A 20,490-nucleotide genomic window follows, 5' to 3' on the forward strand; every position below is an offset into this window, starting at 1 on the left:
CCTAGCGCGTCGTCCGCCGCCCGTACCGGCATGACCGCCGACGAGTTCGACGCCGCGTTCACTGCCCTCATGCCGAGGCTGCGGCGCCGCCTGCTGGTCCTGACCGGCAACCCGCACGACGCCGACGACCTCCTCCAGGAGACCTACCTCCGGCTGTCCCGCCGGGCCCGCGCCCGTACGCTCGCCCGGCAGCAGCAGCCGTACGCCTACACCTGCGCGACCGCGCTGAACGTGTTGCGGGACCACTGGCGCCACCCCGCGCGCCGGGAGCGCTGCACCGACCGGCTGCCCGAGCCGAGCTGGGACGGCGGCTTCGCGCGCAAGGAGGCCGAGGCGGTGGCGACCGCGCTGCTGCGGGCGCTGTCGCCCAAGGAGGCCGCCGCGGTGATCCTCGTCGACCTCGAGGGGCTGACCCACGACATGGCGGGGGAACGGCTCGGCGCCCACCGCGGCACCGTGCAGCGCAACCGCATGCGCGGGCTCGCCAAGATCCGGGCCGCGGTCGGCGCGTACGAGGACGGTGCCGCCGTCGTCTCCCCCACGCCTGCCGGGCACTCCGGCCGCCCGCGCAGCGAGCGGTGAGCCGGCCGAGCGGGGCGCCGGGAGCCGACCGCTGCCCCCGCCCCGCGCCGGACCTCACCAACTCCGCGGCCACCACCGACAGTTCGTCGCACGATCCGAACGGGGAACCCCACATGCACCGAAGCCACCGCACCTTGACGGCCGCGGGAGGACTGCTCCTCGCCACCGTCCTGAGCTGTACCGGCACGGCGACGGCCGGCGCCGCTCCCGAGGCCGCCGCCCCGGGGGCCGCCGACTGCCGTGCGACCGCCGACGCCCCCGCCGGGGCCACGGCGATCGTCGACGCCGCCTGCTCGCAGCTCGGCGTCCCCTACTCCTGGGGCGGGGGTTCGATCAACGGGCCGACGTACGGCCAGGACTACCCGGGCGGCGGTCCCGGCGCGCACGACAGCCGGGTCAAGGGCTTCGACTGCTCACACCTGGTGCAGTACGCGGCCTGGCAGGGGGCGCGGATCCCCCTGCCCGAGGGCTCCTGGAACCAGGCGCAGTGGAGCGGCGCCATGGCCCGCTTCACCCGGGCCCAGGGCCTCGCCCCGCTCCGGCCCGGGGACCTGCTGCTGTGGGGCACCGACCCGTCCGACCTCGGCACCGTCCACCACATCGCGCTCTACCTGGGCGGCGGCCGGGTGGTCGAGGCCCGGGAGTCCGGGACGCCCGTGATGGTCAGCGACGTGCGGCTGGACGGCGAGTACGCGGGCGCCCTGCGGATCGTCGGCGGCCAGCAACCACCGGCGGGCACCGAGCGGTTCATGACCTGGGGCACGGGCGTGGGCCTGCGGCCCGATCCGAGCACCCGGCAGCCGCCGGTGACGCGGCTGCCGGGTCCCACGGCGGTGGACATGCTCTGCCAGGCGCACGGCGAACCGGTCCGGGCCGAGGGCCACAGCAACGACGCCTGGTCGTACCTGCCCCGGTACGAGGCCTGGATCTCGAACATCTACATCGACGACCCGGCCGCCTGGCTGCCGGGCGTCCGGGAGTGCTGAGGGAGTCGGCCCCTGAGGGGGTGTCAGTCGCGGGCCACCACGCGCAGTGTCTTCACCGTCGTGTCCGCCGCGTCCGAGATGAGGAAGCCGTGCTCGACGCCGCTGCGCAGGTAGTCCAGCACCTCGGCGGTGATCACCTCGCCCGGGGCCACCACGGGCACGCCGGGCGGGTAGGGGCTGATCGTCTCCGCGGCGATGCGTCCCACGGCCTGTTCGGCGGCCACGTGTTCCACCGTCGCGAAGAAGGCGTCCCGGGGACGCATGGCCTGCTCCAGTTCGAGGGCGCCCGGCTGGGGCAGGCGCACCTCGGGCAGCTTCTCCATCTCGTCCGCGCGCTCGGTCAGCGTGCGCAGGGCGTCGGTCAGCCGCTTCTCGGTGATGTCGTCGTCGGCGTAGGTGATCGACGCGCTGATCCGGCAGGTGTCCGAACCACCCACGTCGATGTGGCAGTTGGCGCGCAGCCACTCCGCGGCCTGCATGCCGCTCACGCCGAGCTCGCGCACGTCGATGACGATCTTCAGCGGGTCGAAGGAGGCGGCGAAGCCCTCGTCCACGACCTCCTGGCCCATCACGCGCAGGCCGGGCAGGGAATCGGCCAGCTCGCGGACCCGCTTCGCCCGCACGATGGCCCCGTCCAGCAGGTCGTGACCCTGCTCGACCATCTGGCGCCGCCAGCCGTCGAGCGACGCGTAGACCAGTGAGGAGGCGCTGGTGGTGCCGAGCAGGTCCTCGCGCTGCTTGAGCACCTCGGGCGCCACCCGGTCGTACTGGAGGTGGAAGACGGAGCTCTGCTCGACGGCCCCGCCCATCTTGTGGACGCTGGTGACCACGAGGTCCGCGCCCGCGTACATGCCCCAGGGCGGCAGGCCGGGGTGGAAGGGCAGGTGGGCGCCCCACGCCTCGTCCACGATGAGGGGCACGTCGACGGCGTGGCACGCCTCGGCCACCCCGGCGACGTCCGCGCACGTGCCCCAGTCGGTGGGCGTGATCAGCAACATGCCCTTGGCGTCGGGGTGTTCCTGCAGCCGCCGGCGCACGTCGTCCGGCTCGGGCGGGTGGGCCAGGTGCCGTTCGCCGTCGAACTTGGGGTGGACCCAGATCGGTTCGACGCCGTTGATGATGACCGCCGCGATCACCGCCTTGTGGGCGTTGCGCGACAGCAGCAGCTTCTCCCCCGGCCCGGCCACCGACAGCATCGCCGTCCTGACCGACAGGGAGCTGCCGCAGGTGGAGAAGAACGCCTGCTCGGCGCCGACCGCGTCGGCCATCAGCTCCTGCGCCTGGGAGAGCACCCCCTGCGACTGGCGCCGGTCGTCCAGGCCGTTCAGGCTGAGCACGTCGGAGCGGAAGACGTCGATGCCGAGGACGTCGGCCACGCGGGGGTCCGTGCCCCGGCCCTGCTTGTGTCCCGGCGGCCCGTAGGCGATGTCGCCCCGGCGCCGGAACTCCTCCAGGGCCTCGAGCACGGGTACGCGTGAGTGATCCATGGTGCCTCCTGGGCGGACTCCGTCATGGGCCGCACCGCCCCTGAGGGGGCGGCTCCGCCCAGCCACCGTGTTGCACCGGGCGCGCGGTCCAAACCCCGGGGGGTGTCGGTGCCGCGCTGTGCCGGTGCCGCGTTGCGCCGGTCCGCGTTGTGTCGGTGCCGCCTTGTGTCGGTGCCGCCTTGTGTCGGTGCCGCGCTGTGTCGGGACGACGTTCGGTGGAACCCGGACGGTGCCGGAGCTGCCGACCCGAGGAGGCCCGTGTGTCGTCCACGCCCGATGCCGTGCACCGCCGCGTCCGCCAGGAGGTGGCCGACCGGATCGACCTGCTGTGGGAGGTGGCGAGCGCGCTGCACGCCGACCCCGAGTGCGCCTTCGCCGAACACCGCGCGGCGGCCCTGCTGACCTGCGAGCTGCGCCGGGCCGGGTTCGACGTGCGCCAGGACGTGCCCGGGCTGCCGACCGCGTTCACCGCCCGCGCGGGCGAGGGGCGGCCCACGGTGGCGCTGCTCCTCGAGTACGACGCCCTGCCGGGCCTCGGGCACGCCTGCGGCCACCACCTCATCGCCGCCGCCGGACTGGGCGCCGCGCTCGCGGCCCACGCGGCACGGGACGGCGCCCCCGGGACGGTGCTGGCGGTGGGCACCCCCGCGGAGGAGGGCGGCGGGGGCAAGGCCCTGGAGGCGGAGGCGGGCGTCTTCGACGAGGTGGACGCCGCGCTGATGTTCCACCCGGGCGTGCACGACTGGGTGCGCGCGCCGCTCACGGCGCAGGAGCAGTACCGGGTCGGCTTCCACGGCCGGGCCGCGCACCCGACGGGCAACCCCACCGAGGGCATCGACGCCCTCGCGGCCCTCATCGAGCTGTTCAACGTGCTGGCGGGCCTCACCCACCGGCTGCCGGAAGCGTCCCACGTGCAGGGCATCATCACCCACGGCGGCACGGCCACCAACATCGTCCCGGAGTACGCCGAGGGCGTGTTCGGGCTGCGGGCGGCGACCACCGGCGCGCTGGACGACCTCGCCGCGCGGCTGCGCACCGCGGCCGCCGGGGTCGCCCAGGCCACCGGCACCACGGTGACCGTGGAGCGCGCGACCGTCCGCTACGAGCACTTCCGCGACAGCGAGCCGCTGTCCGCCCGTTTCGCCGCGCACCTCTCGCGCGCCGGGATCGACCTGACCCCGCCGGCGCCCGGCGTGTACCTGGGCTCCTCCGACATCGGGAACGTCAGCGGACTGGTGCCGGCCATCCACCCGTTCGTCGCCATCATGGACGCGGACGGCTCCGACCACACGCCCGAGTTCGCCGAGGCCGGCCTGTCGGCGCGAGCCCGGGGCGTGCTGGCCTCGGTCACCGAGGCGCTGGCCTGCACGGCCGTAGACGTCCTCGCCGACGACCCGCTGCGCACCGCCGCCTGGCGGGCGCACGGCCCCGCGCCCGTGGCCGCACGCTGAGCGGCCCGCATGGACCGGCCGCCGTCCCGGCCGCAGTCTTGGACAGGAGCGGGGCGGTCCGACCCGGAGGTGGACACCGTGGAAGGCAAGCAGTGGACCGTGCGGGTCCACATCACCGAGGACGGCGACGAGACGCGGGCGCGGGCCGTGCTGTCGGGCCGTGACACGTCGGGCGTCACGGGCTCGGGCGTCGCGCACCGCAACCCGGACGACCCGCCCGCGCCCGAGATCGGCGACGAACTCGCCGTCTGCCGCGCCCTGGAGGACCTGGCGGCCCGGCTGCGCACCCTGGCCGCGGACGGCGCCGCCCGGCCGCCCTCGCCCGCCCGGGCGTGGAGCGTGGACTGACCCGCACCGCGGGGCCCGGGCCCGCGAGCGGCTGCGGGTCTGCAACCGCTCCGGCCGAAAGCGTGTCTTCCTCCCCGTGGTCCACCGCGCCGCGCACCACGCGGCGGTGACGCGCCACGGCAGGGGGGACGGCTGTGAACGCATGGGCGGTACCGGGGTACTCCGAGTCGCAGGAACTCGGCTCCGGGGCGAGCGGGCGGGTGGTGCTCGCCGTGCACGAGGAGACCGGTGTGCCGGTCGCCGTGAAGTACCTGAGCGAGGCGCTGCGCACCCGGCCGGGCTTCGTGCACGGCTTCCGCGCCGAGGCGGAGCTCCTGGGCGGCCTGGAGAGCCCGTACGTGGCCGGTTTCTACGAGTACGTCGAGGCGCCCCGGGGTGCGGCGATCGTGATGGAGCTGGTCGACGGCGTCTCCCTGCGCGCGCTGCTGACCCGGCAGGGCCCGCTGGCGCCGGAGGCGGCGCTGGTCGTGCTGAAGGGGTCGCTGCTCGGACTGGCCGACGCGCACCGGCTGGGCGTCGTGCATCGCGACTACAAGCCGGACAACGTGCTGGTCACCACGGACGGCCTGTCCAAGCTGGTCGACTTCGGCATCGCGGTCGACTCCGGGGTCGACGCGGGGATCGCCGGGACGCCCGCCTACATGGCGCCCGAGCAGTGGACCGGTGCGCCCGCCTCGCCCGCCGGTGACGTGTACGCCGCGACGGCCACCTTCTTCGAGTGCCTGACCGGCCGCAAGCCCTACCCGGGCGGCAACCTCGCCGAGCTCGCGCTCCAGCACCTCGAACACCCCGTCCCGGTCGACGAGGTGCCCGGGGCGCTCCGGCCCCTGGTGCGCCGGGGGCTGGCCAAGGCGCCCGGGGAGCGGCCCGCGGACGCCGCCGCGTTCGTCGCCGACCTGGAGCGGGCCGCCGTCGGCCGGTACGGCCCCGACTGGGAGACGCGCGGCCGCGCCCGGCTGGCCTCGCTCGTCGCGCTGCTGCTGTTCCTGCTGCCCCCGCGGCACCAGTGGACGGCGCGCACCACCACGGACACCGCCCGTACCGTCCTGGGGTCGGGGCACGGGCGGCTCGCCGCGTGGCGGCCCACCTGGCCCGGCCTCGCGGCGGCCGCGGCCGCGCTGCTCCTGGCGGTCCTCGCGACGCAGGGCATCGGCCCGATCGCCGGTGCGGACACCGCCGGGCGGGTGACGGACGTCCTCGCCACCACCAGCGCGGGCCCGGTCGTCACCGGTGGGGGCGCCGGTCCGACGTCGAGCGGATCGGCTTCCCCGTCGGTGACCCCGTCCGCGACGGCCACGGCCACGCCTTCGCCGACCGAGCCGGTCACCGGCCCCTCCCCCTCACCGGCGGCCTCCGACCCCGACACCGCGCCCCCGGCCGGACCCACCGCGAGTCCGAGCACCGGCACGACGTCCGCGCCGGGCTCGCCCAGCCCGTCCGCCGACACCTCCTCCGCGCCGGCCGCGCCCGCGGTGAAGGACGTGTCCGTCAGCGCGTTCCGGCAGACCGGTCCCACTACGGCGACCGCGACGCTCACCGTCACCACCGACGGCACCGGCCCGGTCACGCTGACCGTCGCCTGGTTCGCGGGCGACGCCGCCGGACAGAACGGGGCGGCCGACGGGGCGACAACCTCGTTCCGGCGCAGCGGAGCCACCGCGTACACGGTCACCGTCGACCACACCTTCGGGTCCACCGGCTGCTACTGGACCGTCCAGGCCACGACGAGCCCCGCCTCCGCCGACGGCGGTGCCGCGCAGCAGCTCCTGACCCGGCAGTGCGAGATCCGATGAGCACCCCCCAGGACCCCCGCGCCCTGCCCGGCCCTACCGGGCCGGACGACGACTACAGCGCGACCGTGCTGGCCAGCCACTGGATCCAGCGGCCGGTGGGCGGCCCGCCGCCGGAGGACACCACACGGGTCGACGCCAAACGGGTCGATTCCACGCTGGTCGACACCACGGTGCCCGCCGTGCCGACCGGGCCCGGCGAGGAGACCGTGCTGCGCTTCGGGCCGGGGGTCACCACGGCCCTGGCCCACCGGGTCGACGTCACGGCGGCCGCCTCGGCGACCCCCGCGCCGCGGCGGCGCGGACGGTGGCGCCGGCACGTCGTACCGGTGTGCGTGCTGGCCGTCGTGCTGGGGTTCCTGTGGTGGCGGGACCACTCCTCAACACCCTTGTCCGTGCGCGCGGTCGCGGTGCGGGCCGACCGGACCCACCTGGTCTGCGACGGCACGGCGGACGTGGTCGGCGTCGTGCGGACCGACGGGCACGAGGGCACCGTCGCCTACCGGTGGGTGCGCGACGGGGGAACCACTTCACCGGTGCGGCACGCCTCGCTGGACCGGGGTCAGCGCACCGTGCGCGTGCACCTGCGGTGGACGTTCCAGGGGCACGGCCGGCAGAGCACCACCGCCACGCTGCGCGTCCTGTCCCCCACCCCGCACACGGCGAGCCTGCGCCTGGCCTACGACTGCCCCTGAGCGGCGCCGCCCTGGAGCCGCTCCAGGTCCGACGGGCGCACCTGGATGACGAGCAGCGCGATCACCGCGGCGACCGCGGCGAGCACGGCGGCCGTGACGAAGGCGCCGGAGACACCGGCTGTCAGGACCTCGTCCGACCAGGGCGGGGGCAGCACCCCGGTGCGCTGGAAGCGCAGCCGCTCCAGCGGGGTCGCCTGGGACAGGAACGCCGGGATCTGACGGTGGGCCTCGTTGGTGCTGGCGGTGCCGAACACGGTGACCAGGATGGACAGGCCGAGCGAACCGCCGACCTGCTGGGTGGCGTTGAGCAGGCCCGAGGCCGCGCCCGACTCGTGGACGGGCACGTTGGACAGGGCCATCAGCGTCAGCGACACGAACTCCATGCCCATGCCGAAGCTGAACACCAGCATCGGGCCGAGGATGCTGCCCGCGTAGGTGGAGTGCACGTCGGTGAGCGTGAGCCAGGCCAGGCCGGCCGCCGCCAGCAGCGCCCCGACGACCATGAAGGGCTTCGGGCCGTAGACCGGCAGGAAGCGGGAGGCGAGGCCCGCACCGACCGCGATCACCGCGCTCACCGGGAGGAACGCGAAGCCCGCCCGCAGCGGGCTGAAGTTCAGCACGTCCTGCACGAACAGGGTCAGGAAGAAGAACATCCCGAACATGGCCGCGGCCAGGCAGAGCATCATGCCGTAGGTGCCGGCGCGGTTGCGGTCGGCGAACATGTGCAGCGGGGTGATGGGCTGCTTGGAGCGCCGCTCGGTCAGCACGAACAGGCCGAGCACGACGATCGCGGCCGCGAACGACGCCAGGGTCCAGGGGTCCCGCCAGCCCTCCTGGGCGGCGCGGATGAAGCCGTAGACGAGCAGGACCATGCCGGCCGTCGAAGTCAGGGCGCCGGCGATGTCGAAGTGGCCCGGGTGGCGTTCGGACTCCTTGATCCAGCGGGGCGTGGCCAGCGCGATGAGGATGCCGATGGGGACGTTGACGAAGAGCACCCACCGCCAGTTCAGCCACTCGACGAGCATCCCGCCGGCCATCAGTCCGATGGCGCCGCCGCCCGCCGAGACGGCCGCGAACACCCCGAACGCCCGGTTGCGCGCCGGGCCTTCGCGGAACGTGGTGCTGATCAGCGCGAGGGAGGTCGGCGACGCGATGGCCCCGCCGACACCCTGCAGGGCGCGGGCCGCGAGGAGCTGGCCGCTGTTGTGCGCGAGCCCGCCGAGCAGGGAGGCGACGACGAACAGCAGCACGCCGAAGACGAAGACACGGCGCCGGCCGAGGATGTCACCGGCCCGGCCGCCGAGCAGCAGCAGACCGCCGAAGGTCAGGGTGTAGGCGTTGACCACCCACGACAGGCTGGTGGTGGAGAAGTCCAGGGAGCGCTGGATGTGCGGCAGCGCGATGTTCACGATGGTGATGTCGAGGACCACCATCAGCTGGCACGAGGCGATGACGAGCAGCGCCATCGCGTTGCCGCCACCGCCGGTCTCCGGTGCGGTGGTCGTGGGGGCGGACGTGGGCTGCGGGCTGCTGCTCATATCGGTTCCACGCTCGGGGAGCGGGCGTCGGGGCCGCGCGGGGAACGGGCATGTCCACCGGCGCGTTCATCGTTCGACCGTACGCCGGTCGTGGAGGGGGCACCACTCGGGTGCGGGAGGGTTCCGCGGGCGGCTCAGCGGGGCAGGCGCGGGCGCTGCGCGCCGGGGTCCGGACCGTCGTCGGCGTCGTACGTCTCCTCGACGGGGCGGGGTGGTGGGGGTTCGCCCGCCGTGAGGTGTTCCAGGACCTCGACCAGTTCCTGGCAGGCCCGCTCCACCGAGCGCCTGGTGTTGCGCTGCTCCGTGATCACCGCCGACAGCAGCAGCGCGGTGAGGGCCATCGCGCCGTTGAAGGCCTGGAGCTTCGCCATCACCTCGATGCGGCTCAGCCCTGCGAACGGCCCGGTGCCCTCGGTGGCCGCGAGGGTGGCCAGCACGGAGGCGAGCAGGGCGCACAGCATCGTCCCGGCGAGCTGGAAGCGCAGGGCGCCCCAGATGAGCAGCGGGTAGACGAGGAACAGCAGGCTGACGCTGCTGTAGGTGGCCAGGGGCACCAGGGCGGCGACGCTGAGGACGAGCGCGGTGGCCTCCTTCCAGCGCCACCGGGCGGGGTGCGGGTGCCAGCGGGCGTTGTAGAGCAGCAGCAGGACCGGCGTGACGATCAGGACGCCCATCGCGTCGCCCACCCACCAGGCCAGCCACACCGGCCAGAAGTCCCCCGCGGCGAGCCGGTCGGTCAGGACGAGGATCCCCACCCCGGTCGTCGCGCTGATCGTCATGGCCGCCAGCGCGCCGAGGAAGACCAGGGCGAGGCCGTCCTTGAGCCGGCTGAGCTCGGTGCGGAAGCCGACGCGGTTCAGCAGCAGGTAGGCACACACGGGCGCGAGGGTGTTGCCGGCCAGGGTGCCGAGGACGGCCGGGGTCAGCGAGGTGGTGATCGACAGGATGACGAGGAAGGCCCCGAGGGCGATGCCCGGCCAGCAGCTCAGCCCGAAGACCAGCAGGGCGGCCACGGCCACGCCGGTGGGCGGCCAGATGGGGCTGAACACCGCCCCCTCGACCACCAGGTGCCGCAGCAGGCCGAGGCGCCCGGCGCCGTAGTAGCAGGCGGCGACGGCCAGCGTCCGCAGCAAGGAGACGGCTGGTCCGCGCAGCTGCTCGGTACCCACCACAGGAGCCATCAGACACCGTCGCGCCGGGGACGGCGAGGCGAGGACGGCACGCGTCCGGCCCTCCGGCTGACGGTGGGGGTCCGGGCGCGGGGTCACAGCCCGGAGGGCGGCACCCGTCCGGTGCTACGGCCGCGCCCGCCGGTCGGGGCCGTGCGAGTCGGGGCCGCGCACGTCGGGGCTGCCGAGCCGGCCGTGGCGGTCCCCACCGTCGTGGCCGTCGTCGCCATCCCCCGCGGCCCGACCACCACCGCCCTGGCCGGCGGTGGGGTCGGTGCCGTAGAGACCGGGGCGGTCGGGGCGGCCGGTGCCGTCGGGGCGGTCGGGGCCATCGTCATGGTCGTCGCCGTCATGACCGTCGTGGCCGATGACCAGGACGGCCGCGTCGTCCTCGTGGCCGACGCGGGCCGCGCCCTTGATCACGGCCGCGGCCAGGGAGGACGCCTCCAGGCCGGCGACGGCGGCGATGCCGGCGAGCCGCACGACCTGGTCCAGGCCCTCGTCCAGGTTCATCGAGGGCCCCTCCACGACGCCGTCCGTGAGGAGGACGAACACACCCCCCGTGGTGAGGCGGAAGCGGGTCACCGGGTACTCCATGCCCGCCACGACGCCCAGCGGCGGCCCGCCCTCGTCGTGGGCGATGCCGGACTTGCCGTCGGCGGTGGCCCACACGCACGGTATGTGCCCGGCGCGGGCGCTCTCCAGGACGCCGGTGGCGGGGTCCAGGCGCAGGAAGGTGCAGGTGGCGAAGAGGTCGCCGCCCAGGGAGAGCAGCAGGTCGTTGGTCCTCGAGAGCAGTTCGCCGGGGTGGCTGGTGACCGAGGCGAGGGCGCGCAGGCCGACGCGGACCTGGCCCATGAACGCCGCCGCCTCGATGTTGTGGCCCTGGACGTCGCCGATGGACAGGCCGATGCCGCCGTCGGGCAGCACGAAGGCGTCGTACCAGTCGCCGCCCACGTTCAGGCCGTGGAAGGCGGGCGCGTAGCGGACGGCCAGGTGCAGACGGGGGGCGACGGGCAGGTCACGGGGCAGCATGCCCCGCTGGAGGGCGATGGCCAGTTCCACCTGCGTGCGCTGCAGCTCAGCCCGCTGGCGGGCCTGGGCGGTGAGCGAGCCGAGTCTGGCGAGCAGCTCGTCACCGTCGTCCGTGGGGCGCTTGCGGGGCATCGGTCACTCCGGCCAGGGCGGTCGCCCGTCTCGGGACAAATCGCTCGATTTTATCGCGTTACGGTGCAGACCCGCTGTGATCACACCGGCTGCGGACCCCGAGCGGGGGTGTGGTTAGCATATGAGCGCCACCTAGCTCGAAAGATGGATCAGTGACTGTCAACGACGACTCGTTCACCAACTGGAAGAACCGCGAGGAAACCGCGGAGGCGATGATCCCGATCATCGGGAAGCTGCACCGGGAGCGGGACGTCACCGTCCTCCTGCACAGCCGCTCCCTGGTGAACAAGTCGGTGGTCAGCATCCTCAAGACCCACCGCTTCGCCCGGCAGATCGCCGGCGAGGAGCTCTCGGTCACCGAGACGATGCCGTTCCTGCGGGCGCTCACCACGCTGGACCTCGGTCCCTCGCAGATCGACATCGGCATGCTCGCCGCGACCCACAAGGCGGACGACCAGGGCCTGTCGGTCGAGGAGTTCACCGCGCAGGCGGTGGCGGGCGCCACCGGCAGCAACAAGATCGAGCGCAGCGAGGGCCGCGACGTCGTCCTGTACGGCTTCGGCCGCATCGGCCGCCTCGTCGCCCGCCTGCTCATCGAGAAGGCCGGCTCCGGCAACGGCCTGCGCCTGCGCGCCATCGTGGTGCGCGGCGGCGGCGAGCAGGACATCGTCAAGCGCGCCTCGCTGCTGCGCCGCGACTCGATCCACGGCCAGTTCCAGGGCACCATCACCGTCGACGAGGCGAACAGCACGATCGTCGCCAACGGCAACGCGATCCGGGTCATCTACGCGAACGACCCCGGCGAGGTCGACTACACGGCGTACGGCATCAAGAACGCCATCCTCATCGACAACACGGGCAAGTGGCGCGACCGCGCGGGGCTGTCGCTGCACCTGCGTCCGGGCATCGACAAGGTCGTGCTGACCGCGCCCGGCAAGGGCGACGTCCCGAACGTCGTGCACGGCGTCAACCACGACACCGTCAAGCCGGACGAGCGGATCCTGTCCTGTGCGTCCTGCACCACGAACGCGATCGTGCCGCCGCTGAAGGCGATGGACGACGAGTACGGCGTCCTGCGCGGGCACGTGGAGACGGTCCACTCGTTCACCAACGACCAGAACCTGCTGGACAACTACCACAAGTCCGAGCGGCGGGGCCGGTCCGCGCCGCTCAACATGGTCATCACGGAGACCGGCGCGGCCTCCGCGGTCGCCAAGGCGCTGCCGGACCTGAAGGCGCGCATCACCGGCAGCTCGATCCGGGTCCCGGTGCCGGACGTGTCGATCGCCATCCTGAACCTCCAGCTCGCCCGCGAGGCGTCCCGCGAGGAGGTCCTGGACCACCTGCGCGACGTGTCGCTGACCTCTCCGCTGCGCCGCCAGATCGACTTCATCAGCGCGCCGGACGCGGTCTCCAGCGACTTCATCGGCTCCCGCCACGCCTCGATCGTCGACGCGGGCGCACTGAAGGTGGAGGGCGACAACGCGATCCTCTACCTCTGGTACGACAACGAGTTCGGCTACTCCTGCCAGGTCATCCGGGTCGTCCAGCACGTCTCGGGCGTCGAGTACCCGACGTTCCCGGCCCCGGCCGCCTGACCCGTACGGCCCGCGTACGACCCCGCTCGACCCGCGTTCCGCAGCCGCCCGTCGCCCCGGTGAGCCAAGTGCCGCCGGGACGGCGGGCGTTCGCGGCTCCCGGTGGTGGCGCCGCCGGGCTCTCCGACGCTTGTGGGAGCGCTCCCCCGGCGGGATGATCGGGGCATGAAACCGATGCCCTTCGTGCGGCCGTACCGGGTGTCCGATCGTCCGGCGCTCGGGGAGGTCTGCGTCCTGACCGCCCACAACGGGCAGGACTCCTCGGGGATCTACCCCGACCGGGAGTTGATGCCCACGCTGTTCGCCTACCCGTACGTCGACCACGAGCCGGAACTCACCCGGGTGCTGGACGACGGCTACGGGCGGGCCGTGGGCTACGTCGTGGGGACGGCGGACACGCCCCGGTTCGTGAAGTGGTTCCGCGACGCGTGGCTGCCCGCGGTCGCCGGCCGGTACCCCGAGCCCGGCGGGGCGCCGCGCACGCCGACCGACGAGATGATCGGCCTGCTGCACGACCCCGAACGGATGGTGCAGCCCCAGCTCGCGCCCTTCCCGGCCCACCTGCACATCGACCTGCTGCCGCCGTGGCAGGGCCGGGGGTACGGGCGCGCCCTGATGGAGACGTTCCTCGACGCGCTGCACGAGCGGGGGGTGCCGGCGGTGCACCTGTGCATGGCGCGGGCGAACACCCCGGCGCGCGCGTTCTACGACCGGCTGGGGTTCCGGGAGATCGACGTCCCGCAGGAGCAGGGACCGGTCTGGTACCTGGGACGGCCGACCACGCGCTGACGACCTCCCCGGCCCGCGGCGAGGCGGTGGGCCGGGGCGGCCGTCGGCCGGTCAGCCGGTGGTGAGCAGCGCCGCGAGCGCCTCTCCCGTGACCGGGTGCGCGCTCAGCAGCACGGCGCCCCGGGACGTCGCGGCCGGTGCCGGCTGCCAGGGGTCGTCGCAGCCCAGCAGTCCGGCCAGCGCGTCGCAGGCCGCGGGATGGGCGGCGAGGAGCGCGGCGCCCTGCCCGGCGTGCGGGCCCGCGGCTGCCTGCTCCCCCACCGGTGGCGGCGGCGCCTCCCACGGCGGGGTCCAGGCGTCCAGGGCCGCGAGCCGCCCGGGGAACAGCCGGTCGGCCTCACGGATGAGCAGCGGGGCCAGCTCCGCACCGCCCGAGCGCAGCGAGGTGATCAGGCTCGGCAGCCAGGGCAGCAGCACCTGGTCGGGCAGGCGCGCGAACGCCTGCGAGACGGCCTCCACCACGAAGTCGGCCAACGCCGGCACCGGTTCCAGCGCGTGCAGGAACCCACTGAGGTAGCGGGGGTACGACGGCACGACCAGCGGGTTGCCGAGCAGGTCGGCGCAGCGGGCGCGCAGCTCCGTGCGCGAGAGCGTGCCCAGGTGGGTCCGGGCCGCCCACAGCAGGGCGGTCTTCGCCGGGTCCTCGGGCCGCGACTGGGCGACGGCGAGCTCCAGTTGGGTGCGGTCGCAGCCCAGGGACAGGGCCAGGCCCTCCATGCTGAACAGGAAGCCCAGCGTCGCCCCGACCTGGCGGACGGTGGCGTCCTCGTCGGTGAACGCGGTCGGCAGCAGCGTGCAGTAGTGCGCGTACCCGGTGGTGACGAAGGACTCGATCCACGCGGGCAGCGCGGGTTCGTGCGTGCGGTGGTACGCGAGCAGCCGGCGCACCCGGCGCAGCACCTCGGGGGCCCCGTCGACGCTGCGCTCGCGGGAGAGGACCTCCAGGGCGCGGGTGCCGAGCTCGTCGGCGAGGCGTCGGCTGCGCAGGTGGAGCAGGGCGTCCTCGACGGTCTCCAGGACGGCGCCGGTGGTGGCCCGGGGGTCGTAGGCGGTGCGGCGCAGGCGCTGCTCCAGCACCTGCTCGATGCTGACGCCCTCGTAGCCGAGCTCGATCAGGGCCCGCTGGTGGGTGCCCAGGGCCAGGTCCCAGGACTCCTGGATGGGGCGTTCCCCGAGGCGCCGCTCCCCCATGATCGGCCGGGCGGCGCCCTGGGGCAGCAGGCGGCGCAGGATCCACAGGACGTCGGAGCAGGCCTCCAGCTCCGGCCGGGAGGCGATGTCCAGCAGGGCCCGCTGGACGCCGCGCTGCTGGAGCCGGAGGGCCAGCGGGGCGAGCCGGTCGTGGACGTCGCGGGCCAGGGGCGGCAGCGCGTCGTAGCCGACCTGGCCGACGCGGTCGCCGCCCATCATGCTCTCGACGAGCCGGCGCACGTCCCGCCGGCCCGGTACGACGTCCTTCTCGATGCAGGTGACGGCCGCGTCCTGGAAGTCGTACGGCGTCGGCTTGGCGCGGTCGCGCATCCCGGCGAGCAGGATGGACGTCTCGAACACGGCGATGGCGTCGGCGGTGGAGGCGAGGTAGCCGTTGCGGCGGGCGGCGCGGACGACGTCCACGGACCAGCCGAGCAGTTCGGCCTCATCGAGGCGGTCCAGGGCCGGCGGCCGGCCCAGGAACCCCGAGAGCTTGTCGGCGGGCGCCCCGGACGGTGCGGGGACCGTCGGCAGTGCGGCCTTGCGGCCCTGCTTCTTGGTGCCCGCCTGGCCCTCCAGCCGGTACGGCTTCACGCCGGTGCGCCGGACGTTCTTGGCCCACTCGGCGGCGGCGATCGACACCGAGCCGCCGGCCAGGCCGAACTGGGCCTCGATGGCGGCGTGGCTGGAGGGGATCAGGCCGTGGCGCCACGTGGTGCCGCTGGGCGGGCTGATGGTGAAGGTGTCGGTGCCGTGGACGCCGAACTCCTCGACGCGGCTGGCCGCGTGGAAGGCGCCGCACACGTAGAGGCAGTCGGCGGGGTCGGTGCCGGTGGCGGTGAGGTGGGCGCGGATCCGGGTCCACATGTACCGCTCGCGGTCCTCGTCCACGCGGACCCGGCGCGGGTCGCCGGGGGCCAGGCGGCGGAAGAGGCTGCCGATGAGCAGCATCACCTGGCGGTAGGTGTCGTGGTCGCCGTCGCCGAGGGGCACTTCGACGTACTGGTGCCACCACTCCGACCAGTGCCGCACCCGGCCGTGGCGCAGCAGGTGCTCCTCCAGTTCGGCGAAGCGCGGGCGCAGGTCGCCGATCTCCACGCCGACCGCGTCGCCGTGCAGCGCGCCGTCCTCGCCCTGCGGCGCGTCGGGGTCGGCGGGCTCAGCGGGGGCGGGCGGGTGCTCGTCGCGGGCCTCCCACTGGAAGACGTGGTCGGAGGAGCGGTCGACGAGGACCAGCTCGACGCCGGGGGTGTCCAGGGTGTAGGCGATGGCCTGGTACTCGGCGGACGCCTCGGTGATCGGGGCGACCACCGAGAGCGGGGACCAGTCGGCGGGGAAGCCCACGACCTCGCCCGCGAACGCCTGCACCGCCACCGGCAGGCGGCAGTTGCGCAGCTCGGTGAGCAACGGCGCCATGTCCTCGCACAGTTCGAGGTAGACCACCTTCGGCTGCTTCGCGCGCAGCCGCCGGGCCATGGCGAGGGCCGAGGCCGGCGAGTGGTGGCAGACGGGGAAGATCTCCAGGGGTTCGCTCAGGGCGCGGTCGACGTCGTCGACGATCCCGCGCAGGATGCCCTCCAGCGCGCCGGGCCCGTCGGCGAACGCGGTGGCCGCCTCGTGGAGCTGGCCGCGCAGGGCCTCGAAGGTGCCGGCGCTCACGACAGGGTCGCGATCGCGTCGCGGCCGCCCTCCAGGAACTCCGGCCAGGAGCCCCCTTCTTCCTTGCTGCGCGGCTCGACCACGCCGTGCAGGTACTTGTTCATCAGGGCGAGGTCCTCCGGGTCGCGGCGGGCGAGCGAGCCGACGAGGGAGGAGGCGAGCGTGCGGGCGCTCAGGGTGCGCTCGCCGAAGAAGGTGCTGTGCAGGACGGCGTCCTCCAGCACGCCGATCTGCTCGGCGGTGGACAGGGCCGACTCCAGTTTCTCGTCGTCGCTGGTGGCGGCGGCCGCGGAGGCCCGCAGGTCGGCGAAGCTCTGCAGCAGCACGTCGAGCAGGGTGGGCGGCACGTCCAGCTCGATGCGGTGCCGCCGCAGCAGCTCCTCGGTGCGGAAGCGGACGATCTCCGCCTCGCTCTTCTTGTTCGTCACCACCGGGATGCGCACGAAGTTGAAGCGGCGCTTGAGCGCCGAGGACAGGTCGTTGACACCCCGGTCGCGGCTGTTGGCGGTGGCGATGACGGAGAAGCCCGGCTGCGCGAACACGATGTTGTCGCTCTCGCTGTCGAGTTCGGGCACCGAGATGTACTTCTCGGACAGGATGGAGATCAGCGCGTCCTGGACGTCGCTGGTGGCGCGGGTCAGCTCCTCGAAGCGGCCGATGGCGCCGCGCTCCATCGCGGTCATGATCGGCGAGGGGATCATCGACGCCCGGGACTGGCCCTTGGCGATGACCATGGAGACGTTCCACGAGTACTTGATGTGGTCCTCGGTGGTGCCGGCCGTGCCCTGCACGACGAGCGTGGAGTTGCGGCAGATGGCGGCTGACAGCAGCTCCGCGAGCCAGCTCTTGCCGGTGCCGGGGTCGCCGATCAGCAGCAGGCCGCGGTCGGAGGCGAGGGTGACGATGGACCGCTCGACGAAGCTGCGGTCGCCGAACCACTTCTGGGAGATCTCCCGGTCGAGGCCGTCGGCGCGCTCGGAGCCGAGGACGAACAGCCGGACCATCTTGGGCGACAGCCGCCAGGAGAAGGGCTTGGGGCCGTCGTCGACCGACTCCAGCCAGTCCAGCTCCTCGGCGTACTTGATCTCGGCGGGGGCGCGCAGCAGGTCGGACATGCGGGGGCCTTTCTGAGGTACGGGTGAGGTGGGTAGGTGCGTGCTCGTGCGGTCCCGCTACGAGGCGAGGAACGTCTTGAGTTCGTGGACGAGTTTGCGGATGTGGCCGGAGAGCACCGGTGTGCCGAGGTCCTTGAAGCGCTCCCGGAACCACGGGTTGACGCTGCCGCGGCCGGAGCTGGTCACCGAGCCGACCGGGATGAACCGGGTGCCCGAGCGGTGCAGGGCGGCCATGCTGTCGAACAGCGGCTGGCTCTGCCACTCGTAGAAGTCGGAGATCCACACCACGACCGTGTTGCGCGGCTCGGCGATCTTCGGCTGGGCGAGGGCCATGGCGACCGTGCCGTCGGTGCCGCCGCCGAGGTTCGTGCGCAGCAGCGTCTCGAACGGGTCGTGCACCCACGGCGTGAGGTCCAGCGCCTGTGTGTCGTACGCGATGAGGTGGACGTCGACCCGTGGCAGCCCGGCGAAGATGGACGCCAGGATGGTGCAGTTGACCATGGAGTCGACCATCGAGCCCGACTGGTCCACCACGACGATCAGCCGCTGCGGCGTGGTCTTGCGCGCGGTGTGGCGGTAGTAGAGGCGGTCGACGTAGAGGCGCTCCTCCTCGGGACTGTAGTTGGTGAGGTTCTTCCAGATGGTGCGGTCCAGGTCGAGGTTGCGGAAGACCCGCTTGGGCGGGACGGAGCGGTCGATCGCGCCGACCGACGTCTTCTCCACCTGGGTGCGCAGCACCTGGGCGACCTCGTCGACGAAGCGGCGGATCAGCGCCTTGGCGTTGGCGAGGGCCACTCCGGAGAGGTTGTTCTTGTCGCGCAGGAGCTGCTCGATCAGCGACATGCTGGGGGTGAGGCGCGCGGCCAGCTGCGGGTCGGCCAGCACCTCGCGCAGCCGCATCCGCTTGACCAGGTCGGCCTCCAGCGCGCCCAGTTCGGGCCCGATCTGCGGGATCAGCCGGCTCAGGTCGGGCGTGGCGCCACCGAGGCCGGTGCCGGTCGGGGCGACACCTCCGGGTGCGCCCGTACGGCCGCCGCGCAGGTCGCCGGGGGCACAGCCGAGGGCGCGCTCCAGCCAGCCGGCGTCGGACTGCCAGCGGGCCAGCTGCCCGGCGCTGACGGCTCCGGAGCCGGTGGCGAAGACGTTGAGCAGCACCTTGGAGACGAGGGCGGCGCGGCGGACCTCGGCGGCGCGGTCGCGGGGGTCGGCGTCGACGGTGGGGTCCTGCGGACCGGTGTGCTCGTGGTCGGCGCCGGTGGCGTCCTGCGGGTCCGTGCGGGCGTCACTTGCGGCCGAGTCGTCCTGCGGGTGCGCACCGTCCGGGGTCATCAGGCCGTCGAGTTCGGCCGCCAGGTCCGGATGGCGCTGCACGATCGAGTCGATCGATACCTGCGGGTCGAGCAGCGCGGCCGGCAGGCCGATGTCCTCGACGACGGCGAGGCTCGCGGCCTCCAGGGAGGCCCGCTCCTCGGGGTCGAAGAGGCGGGCGAGCAGACGCCAGTAGAGGACCTGGCGGCGGTGGTCGTGGGCGTCCGGGGCGGGAGTGGTGTCGGTCATTTCCGCAGCAGCCTTCCGGCGCGCTCGCGCAGCACGGTCACGGCGTCCGTGGCGGCCTTCTCCGCCTTGGCGGCCGCCTTGTCGGTGGTGCCGCCGGCCCACGCGCCCGCGTGCACGGACACCGTCCTGCGGCGCACGGTGCTCTCCACGGCGAGCGGCTGGAGGCGGTGGGTGCCCGCGTCCCAGCGCAGCAGCGCGATGCACGCGGCGGACGCGGCGACCGCGTCGGGGGTGAGGGGACCGGCCGCCGGTGCCCGGTCGGTGTCGACGGGCAGGGCGTGTCCGGCGACGGTGAACGTCACGGTGTCGTCGTGCCGTTGGACGGTGTAGCCCTCCAGGAACACGGGGACGGCGAGGCCTGCCGGGTGCCGGTCGAGCGGTGCCGTCGCGGCGGCGGTGGCGGTCGGCAGGGCGACGCGGGCCGTGGCGAACGGGTCGGCCGGTTCGCCCGGGTGGGCGTGGGCGTCGTCCCAGAGGAGGTCGCCGTCGGTGGTGGCCGGCATGTCGGTCAGCTCCATCGCGCGGCCCTCACCGGCGGCGGCGAGCAGCGTCATGCGCGGGCGCAGCAGTTGCCAGACGCCGGCGCCGACCACGGTGTCCGGCTTGGGTGCGGACACGCTGGCGCGCACCAGGCGGGACGGGCCGCCGTCGGCCGGCTCGAACACGGCGTGCACCTGGGCCTGGACGGCGGTCGCGTGTTCGTGCAGGTCGGTGCCGAGGGGCAGCAGGCGGCCCGTGAGCCGGTCGGGCGCGGCCGTGCCGAGGGCTCCCGGCAGGGTGAGCAGCAGGGCCCGTGACCACAGGTCGCCCCAGCGGCGGGCCGGTATGCGCTCCAGCGTCGCTCCGGGGCAGCAGGCGGCGAGTTCGGCGGCGAAGCCGTCGAGGAGGACGGCCGGGCGGCGCAGCGCGGGGTCGGGCAGCAGCGCCGAGACGATGGGCGCGGCCCCGGCGACCAGTTCGTGGTCGATGCCCTGCCAGCCGCTGCGCGCGAGGTCGCACAGCCAGGAGCGGGCGGCGGCGAGGACGTTCGCCGCGTCCGGCGCGTCGGCCGCCGACGGTTCCTGCTCGGCGGGCGTGCGGCCGGTGAACTCCTGGACGCGGACGGCCAGGGCGTCGTGGACGGCGCCGAGGAGGGCGGCGCGGGCGGCGGCGAGCGCGACGAAGTGCTCCTCCCCGGCGGCGCCGGCCGACGCCTTGTCGGCGGCCTCGGCGACCCGGGAGGCGAGCGGGGACGCGGCGACGGCGTGCGCGAGGTGTGTGAGGTCGGCGGCCTGCTCGGGCCGGGGGCGCAGGAGGCCGCCGGTGAGGGCACGGTCGAGTGCGTCGACGGCGGCCAGGGCGTCGTCGAAGCCGTCGACGGGCTGGGCG

General features: G+C 74.1%; 15 protein-coding genes and 1 pseudogene. 8 read left to right on the top strand and 8 right to left on the bottom strand.

Annotation, left to right across the window (positions count from 1 at the left end; all coding sequences use genetic code 11):
- Positions 1–30 precede the first annotated feature (30 nt).
- Positions 31–582 carry an RNA polymerase sigma factor gene (locus tag AQJ30_RS36120; protein ID WP_079084546.1) on the top strand — a complete coding sequence of 184 codons (552 nt, stop codon included), beginning with the start codon at positions 31–33 and terminating at the stop codon, positions 580–582.
- A 113-nt stretch (positions 583–695) separates the two neighbouring features.
- Positions 696–1,568 carry a C40 family peptidase gene (locus AQJ30_RS36125; RefSeq protein ID WP_067242413.1) on the top strand — a complete coding sequence of 291 codons (873 nt, stop codon included), beginning with the start codon at positions 696–698 and terminating at the stop codon, positions 1,566–1,568.
- Positions 1,569–1,591: 23 nt separating this feature from the next.
- Here AQJ30_RS36125 and AQJ30_RS36130 read toward each other — a convergent pair whose 3' ends face one another.
- Positions 1,592–3,055 carry an aminotransferase class I/II-fold pyridoxal phosphate-dependent enzyme gene (locus AQJ30_RS36130; protein WP_067242416.1) on the bottom strand — a complete coding sequence of 488 codons (1,464 nt, stop codon included), beginning with the start codon at positions 3,053–3,055 and terminating at the stop codon, positions 1,592–1,594.
- 260 nt (positions 3,056–3,315) lie between these two features.
- Here AQJ30_RS36130 and AQJ30_RS36135 point away from each other — a divergent pair, with 260 nt between their 5' ends.
- The 4 genes from AQJ30_RS36135 (at position 3,316) to AQJ30_RS36150 (ending at position 7,339) form a co-directional block, all read left to right on the top strand.
- The gene (locus tag AQJ30_RS36135; protein ID WP_067242418.1) at positions 3,316–4,506 is read left to right on the top strand and encodes an amidohydrolase; all 1,191 of its coding nucleotides are present in this window, start codon (positions 3,316–3,318) and stop codon (positions 4,504–4,506) included.
- A 78-nt stretch (positions 4,507–4,584) separates the two neighbouring features.
- Positions 4,585–4,854 (top strand): DUF1876 domain-containing protein, encoded by a 270-nt coding sequence (locus tag AQJ30_RS36140; protein WP_245727315.1) that lies wholly within the window; start codon positions 4,585–4,587, stop codon positions 4,852–4,854.
- A gap of 134 nt (positions 4,855–4,988) precedes the next feature.
- Positions 4,989–6,647: a protein kinase domain-containing protein gene (locus tag AQJ30_RS36145; protein ID WP_067242422.1), complete on the top strand. Its 1,659-nt coding sequence runs from the start codon at positions 4,989–4,991 to the stop codon at positions 6,645–6,647.
- Positions 6,644–7,339, top strand: coding sequence for a hypothetical protein (locus AQJ30_RS36150; protein WP_067242425.1), 696 nt, complete (start codon positions 6,644–6,646; stop codon positions 7,337–7,339). The genes AQJ30_RS36145 and AQJ30_RS36150 overlap by 4 nt, the downstream gene beginning before the upstream one ends.
- On the opposite strand, the gene AQJ30_RS36155 is transcribed toward AQJ30_RS36150, so the two are convergent.
- The 3 genes and pseudogenes from AQJ30_RS36155 to AQJ30_RS36165 form a co-directional block, all read right to left on the bottom strand.
- Positions 7,324–8,877, bottom strand: a complete 1,554-nt coding sequence (locus AQJ30_RS36155) for an MFS transporter (protein WP_067242427.1) — start codon at positions 8,875–8,877, stop codon at positions 7,324–7,326. The two genes, AQJ30_RS36150 and AQJ30_RS36155, sit on opposite strands and share 16 nt — an antisense overlap.
- A 134-nt stretch (positions 8,878–9,011) precedes the next feature.
- The gene (locus AQJ30_RS36160; RefSeq protein WP_067242429.1) at positions 9,012–10,058 is read right to left on the bottom strand and encodes an MASE1 domain-containing protein; all 1,047 of its coding nucleotides are present in this window, start codon (positions 10,056–10,058) and stop codon (positions 9,012–9,014) included.
- A 336-nt stretch (positions 10,059–10,394) separates the two neighbouring features.
- Positions 10,395–11,213, bottom strand: a pseudogene (locus tag AQJ30_RS36165) (PP2C family protein-serine/threonine phosphatase); the annotation flags it as partial.
- Positions 11,214–11,365: 152 nt separating this feature from the next.
- On the opposite strand from AQJ30_RS36165, the gene AQJ30_RS36170 reads away from it, so the two are divergent.
- Positions 11,366–12,811: a glyceraldehyde-3-phosphate dehydrogenase gene (locus AQJ30_RS36170; protein ID WP_067242432.1), complete on the top strand. Its 1,446-nt coding sequence runs from the start codon at positions 11,366–11,368 to the stop codon at positions 12,809–12,811.
- Between the two features lie 165 nt (positions 12,812–12,976).
- The gene (locus AQJ30_RS36175; protein ID WP_067242434.1) at positions 12,977–13,600 is read left to right on the top strand and encodes a GNAT family N-acetyltransferase; all 624 of its coding nucleotides are present in this window, start codon (positions 12,977–12,979) and stop codon (positions 13,598–13,600) included.
- A gap of 51 nt (positions 13,601–13,651) precedes the next feature.
- Here AQJ30_RS36175 and AQJ30_RS36180 read toward each other — a convergent pair whose 3' ends face one another.
- From AQJ30_RS36180 to AQJ30_RS36195, 4 genes are read right to left on the bottom strand one after another with little or no spacing between them, the layout of a single operon-like run.
- Entirely contained in the window at positions 13,652–16,450 is a 2,799-nt protein-coding gene (locus tag AQJ30_RS36180) for a DUF5682 family protein (protein WP_067242437.1), read from the bottom strand.
- On the bottom strand, positions 16,447–17,565 hold the full coding sequence (locus AQJ30_RS36185; protein ID WP_067242440.1) for an ATP-binding protein: 1,119 nt from the start codon (positions 17,563–17,565) through the stop codon (positions 16,447–16,449). Before AQJ30_RS36185 ends, AQJ30_RS36180 begins: the two co-directional genes overlap by 4 nt.
- 57 nt (positions 17,566–17,622) lie before the next feature.
- Complete coding sequence (locus AQJ30_RS36190) at positions 17,623–19,122, bottom strand: VWA domain-containing protein (RefSeq protein ID WP_067242442.1); 1,500 nt, start codon at positions 19,120–19,122, stop codon at positions 17,623–17,625.
- Positions 19,119–20,459, bottom strand: coding sequence for a hypothetical protein (locus AQJ30_RS36195; RefSeq protein ID WP_245727319.1), 1,341 nt, complete (start codon positions 20,457–20,459; stop codon positions 19,119–19,121). Before AQJ30_RS36195 ends, AQJ30_RS36190 begins: the two co-directional genes overlap by 4 nt.
- Positions 20,460–20,490 lie beyond the last annotated feature (31 nt).

The organism is Streptomyces longwoodensis (genome assembly GCF_001514125.1).
GTDB classification, from domain to species: domain Bacteria; phylum Actinomycetota; class Actinomycetes; order Streptomycetales; family Streptomycetaceae; genus Streptomyces; species Streptomyces longwoodensis.

Coding starts and splice junctions, on each gene's coding strand:
- AQJ30_RS36160 (WP_067242429.1), bottom strand. CDS start 10,058: ATGGCTCCTGTGGTGGGTACCGAGCAGCTGCGCGGACCAGCCGTCTCC.
- AQJ30_RS36155 (WP_067242427.1), bottom strand. CDS start 8,877: ATGAGCAGCAGCCCGCAGCCCACGTCCGCCCCCACGACCACCGCACCG.
- AQJ30_RS36185 (WP_067242440.1), bottom strand. CDS start 17,565: ATGTCCGACCTGCTGCGCGCCCCCGCCGAGATCAAGTACGCCGAGGAG.
- AQJ30_RS36175 (WP_067242434.1), top strand. CDS start 12,977: ATGAAACCGATGCCCTTCGTGCGGCCGTACCGGGTGTCCGATCGTCCG.
- AQJ30_RS36125 (WP_067242413.1), top strand. CDS start 696: ATGCACCGAAGCCACCGCACCTTGACGGCCGCGGGAGGACTGCTCCTC.
- AQJ30_RS36120 (WP_079084546.1), top strand. CDS start 31: ATGACCGCCGACGAGTTCGACGCCGCGTTCACTGCCCTCATGCCGAGG.
- AQJ30_RS36190 (WP_067242442.1), bottom strand. CDS start 19,122: ATGACCGACACCACTCCCGCCCCGGACGCCCACGACCACCGCCGCCAG.
- AQJ30_RS36150 (WP_067242425.1), top strand. CDS start 6,644: ATGAGCACCCCCCAGGACCCCCGCGCCCTGCCCGGCCCTACCGGGCCG.
- AQJ30_RS36130 (WP_067242416.1), bottom strand. CDS start 3,055: ATGGATCACTCACGCGTACCCGTGCTCGAGGCCCTGGAGGAGTTCCGG.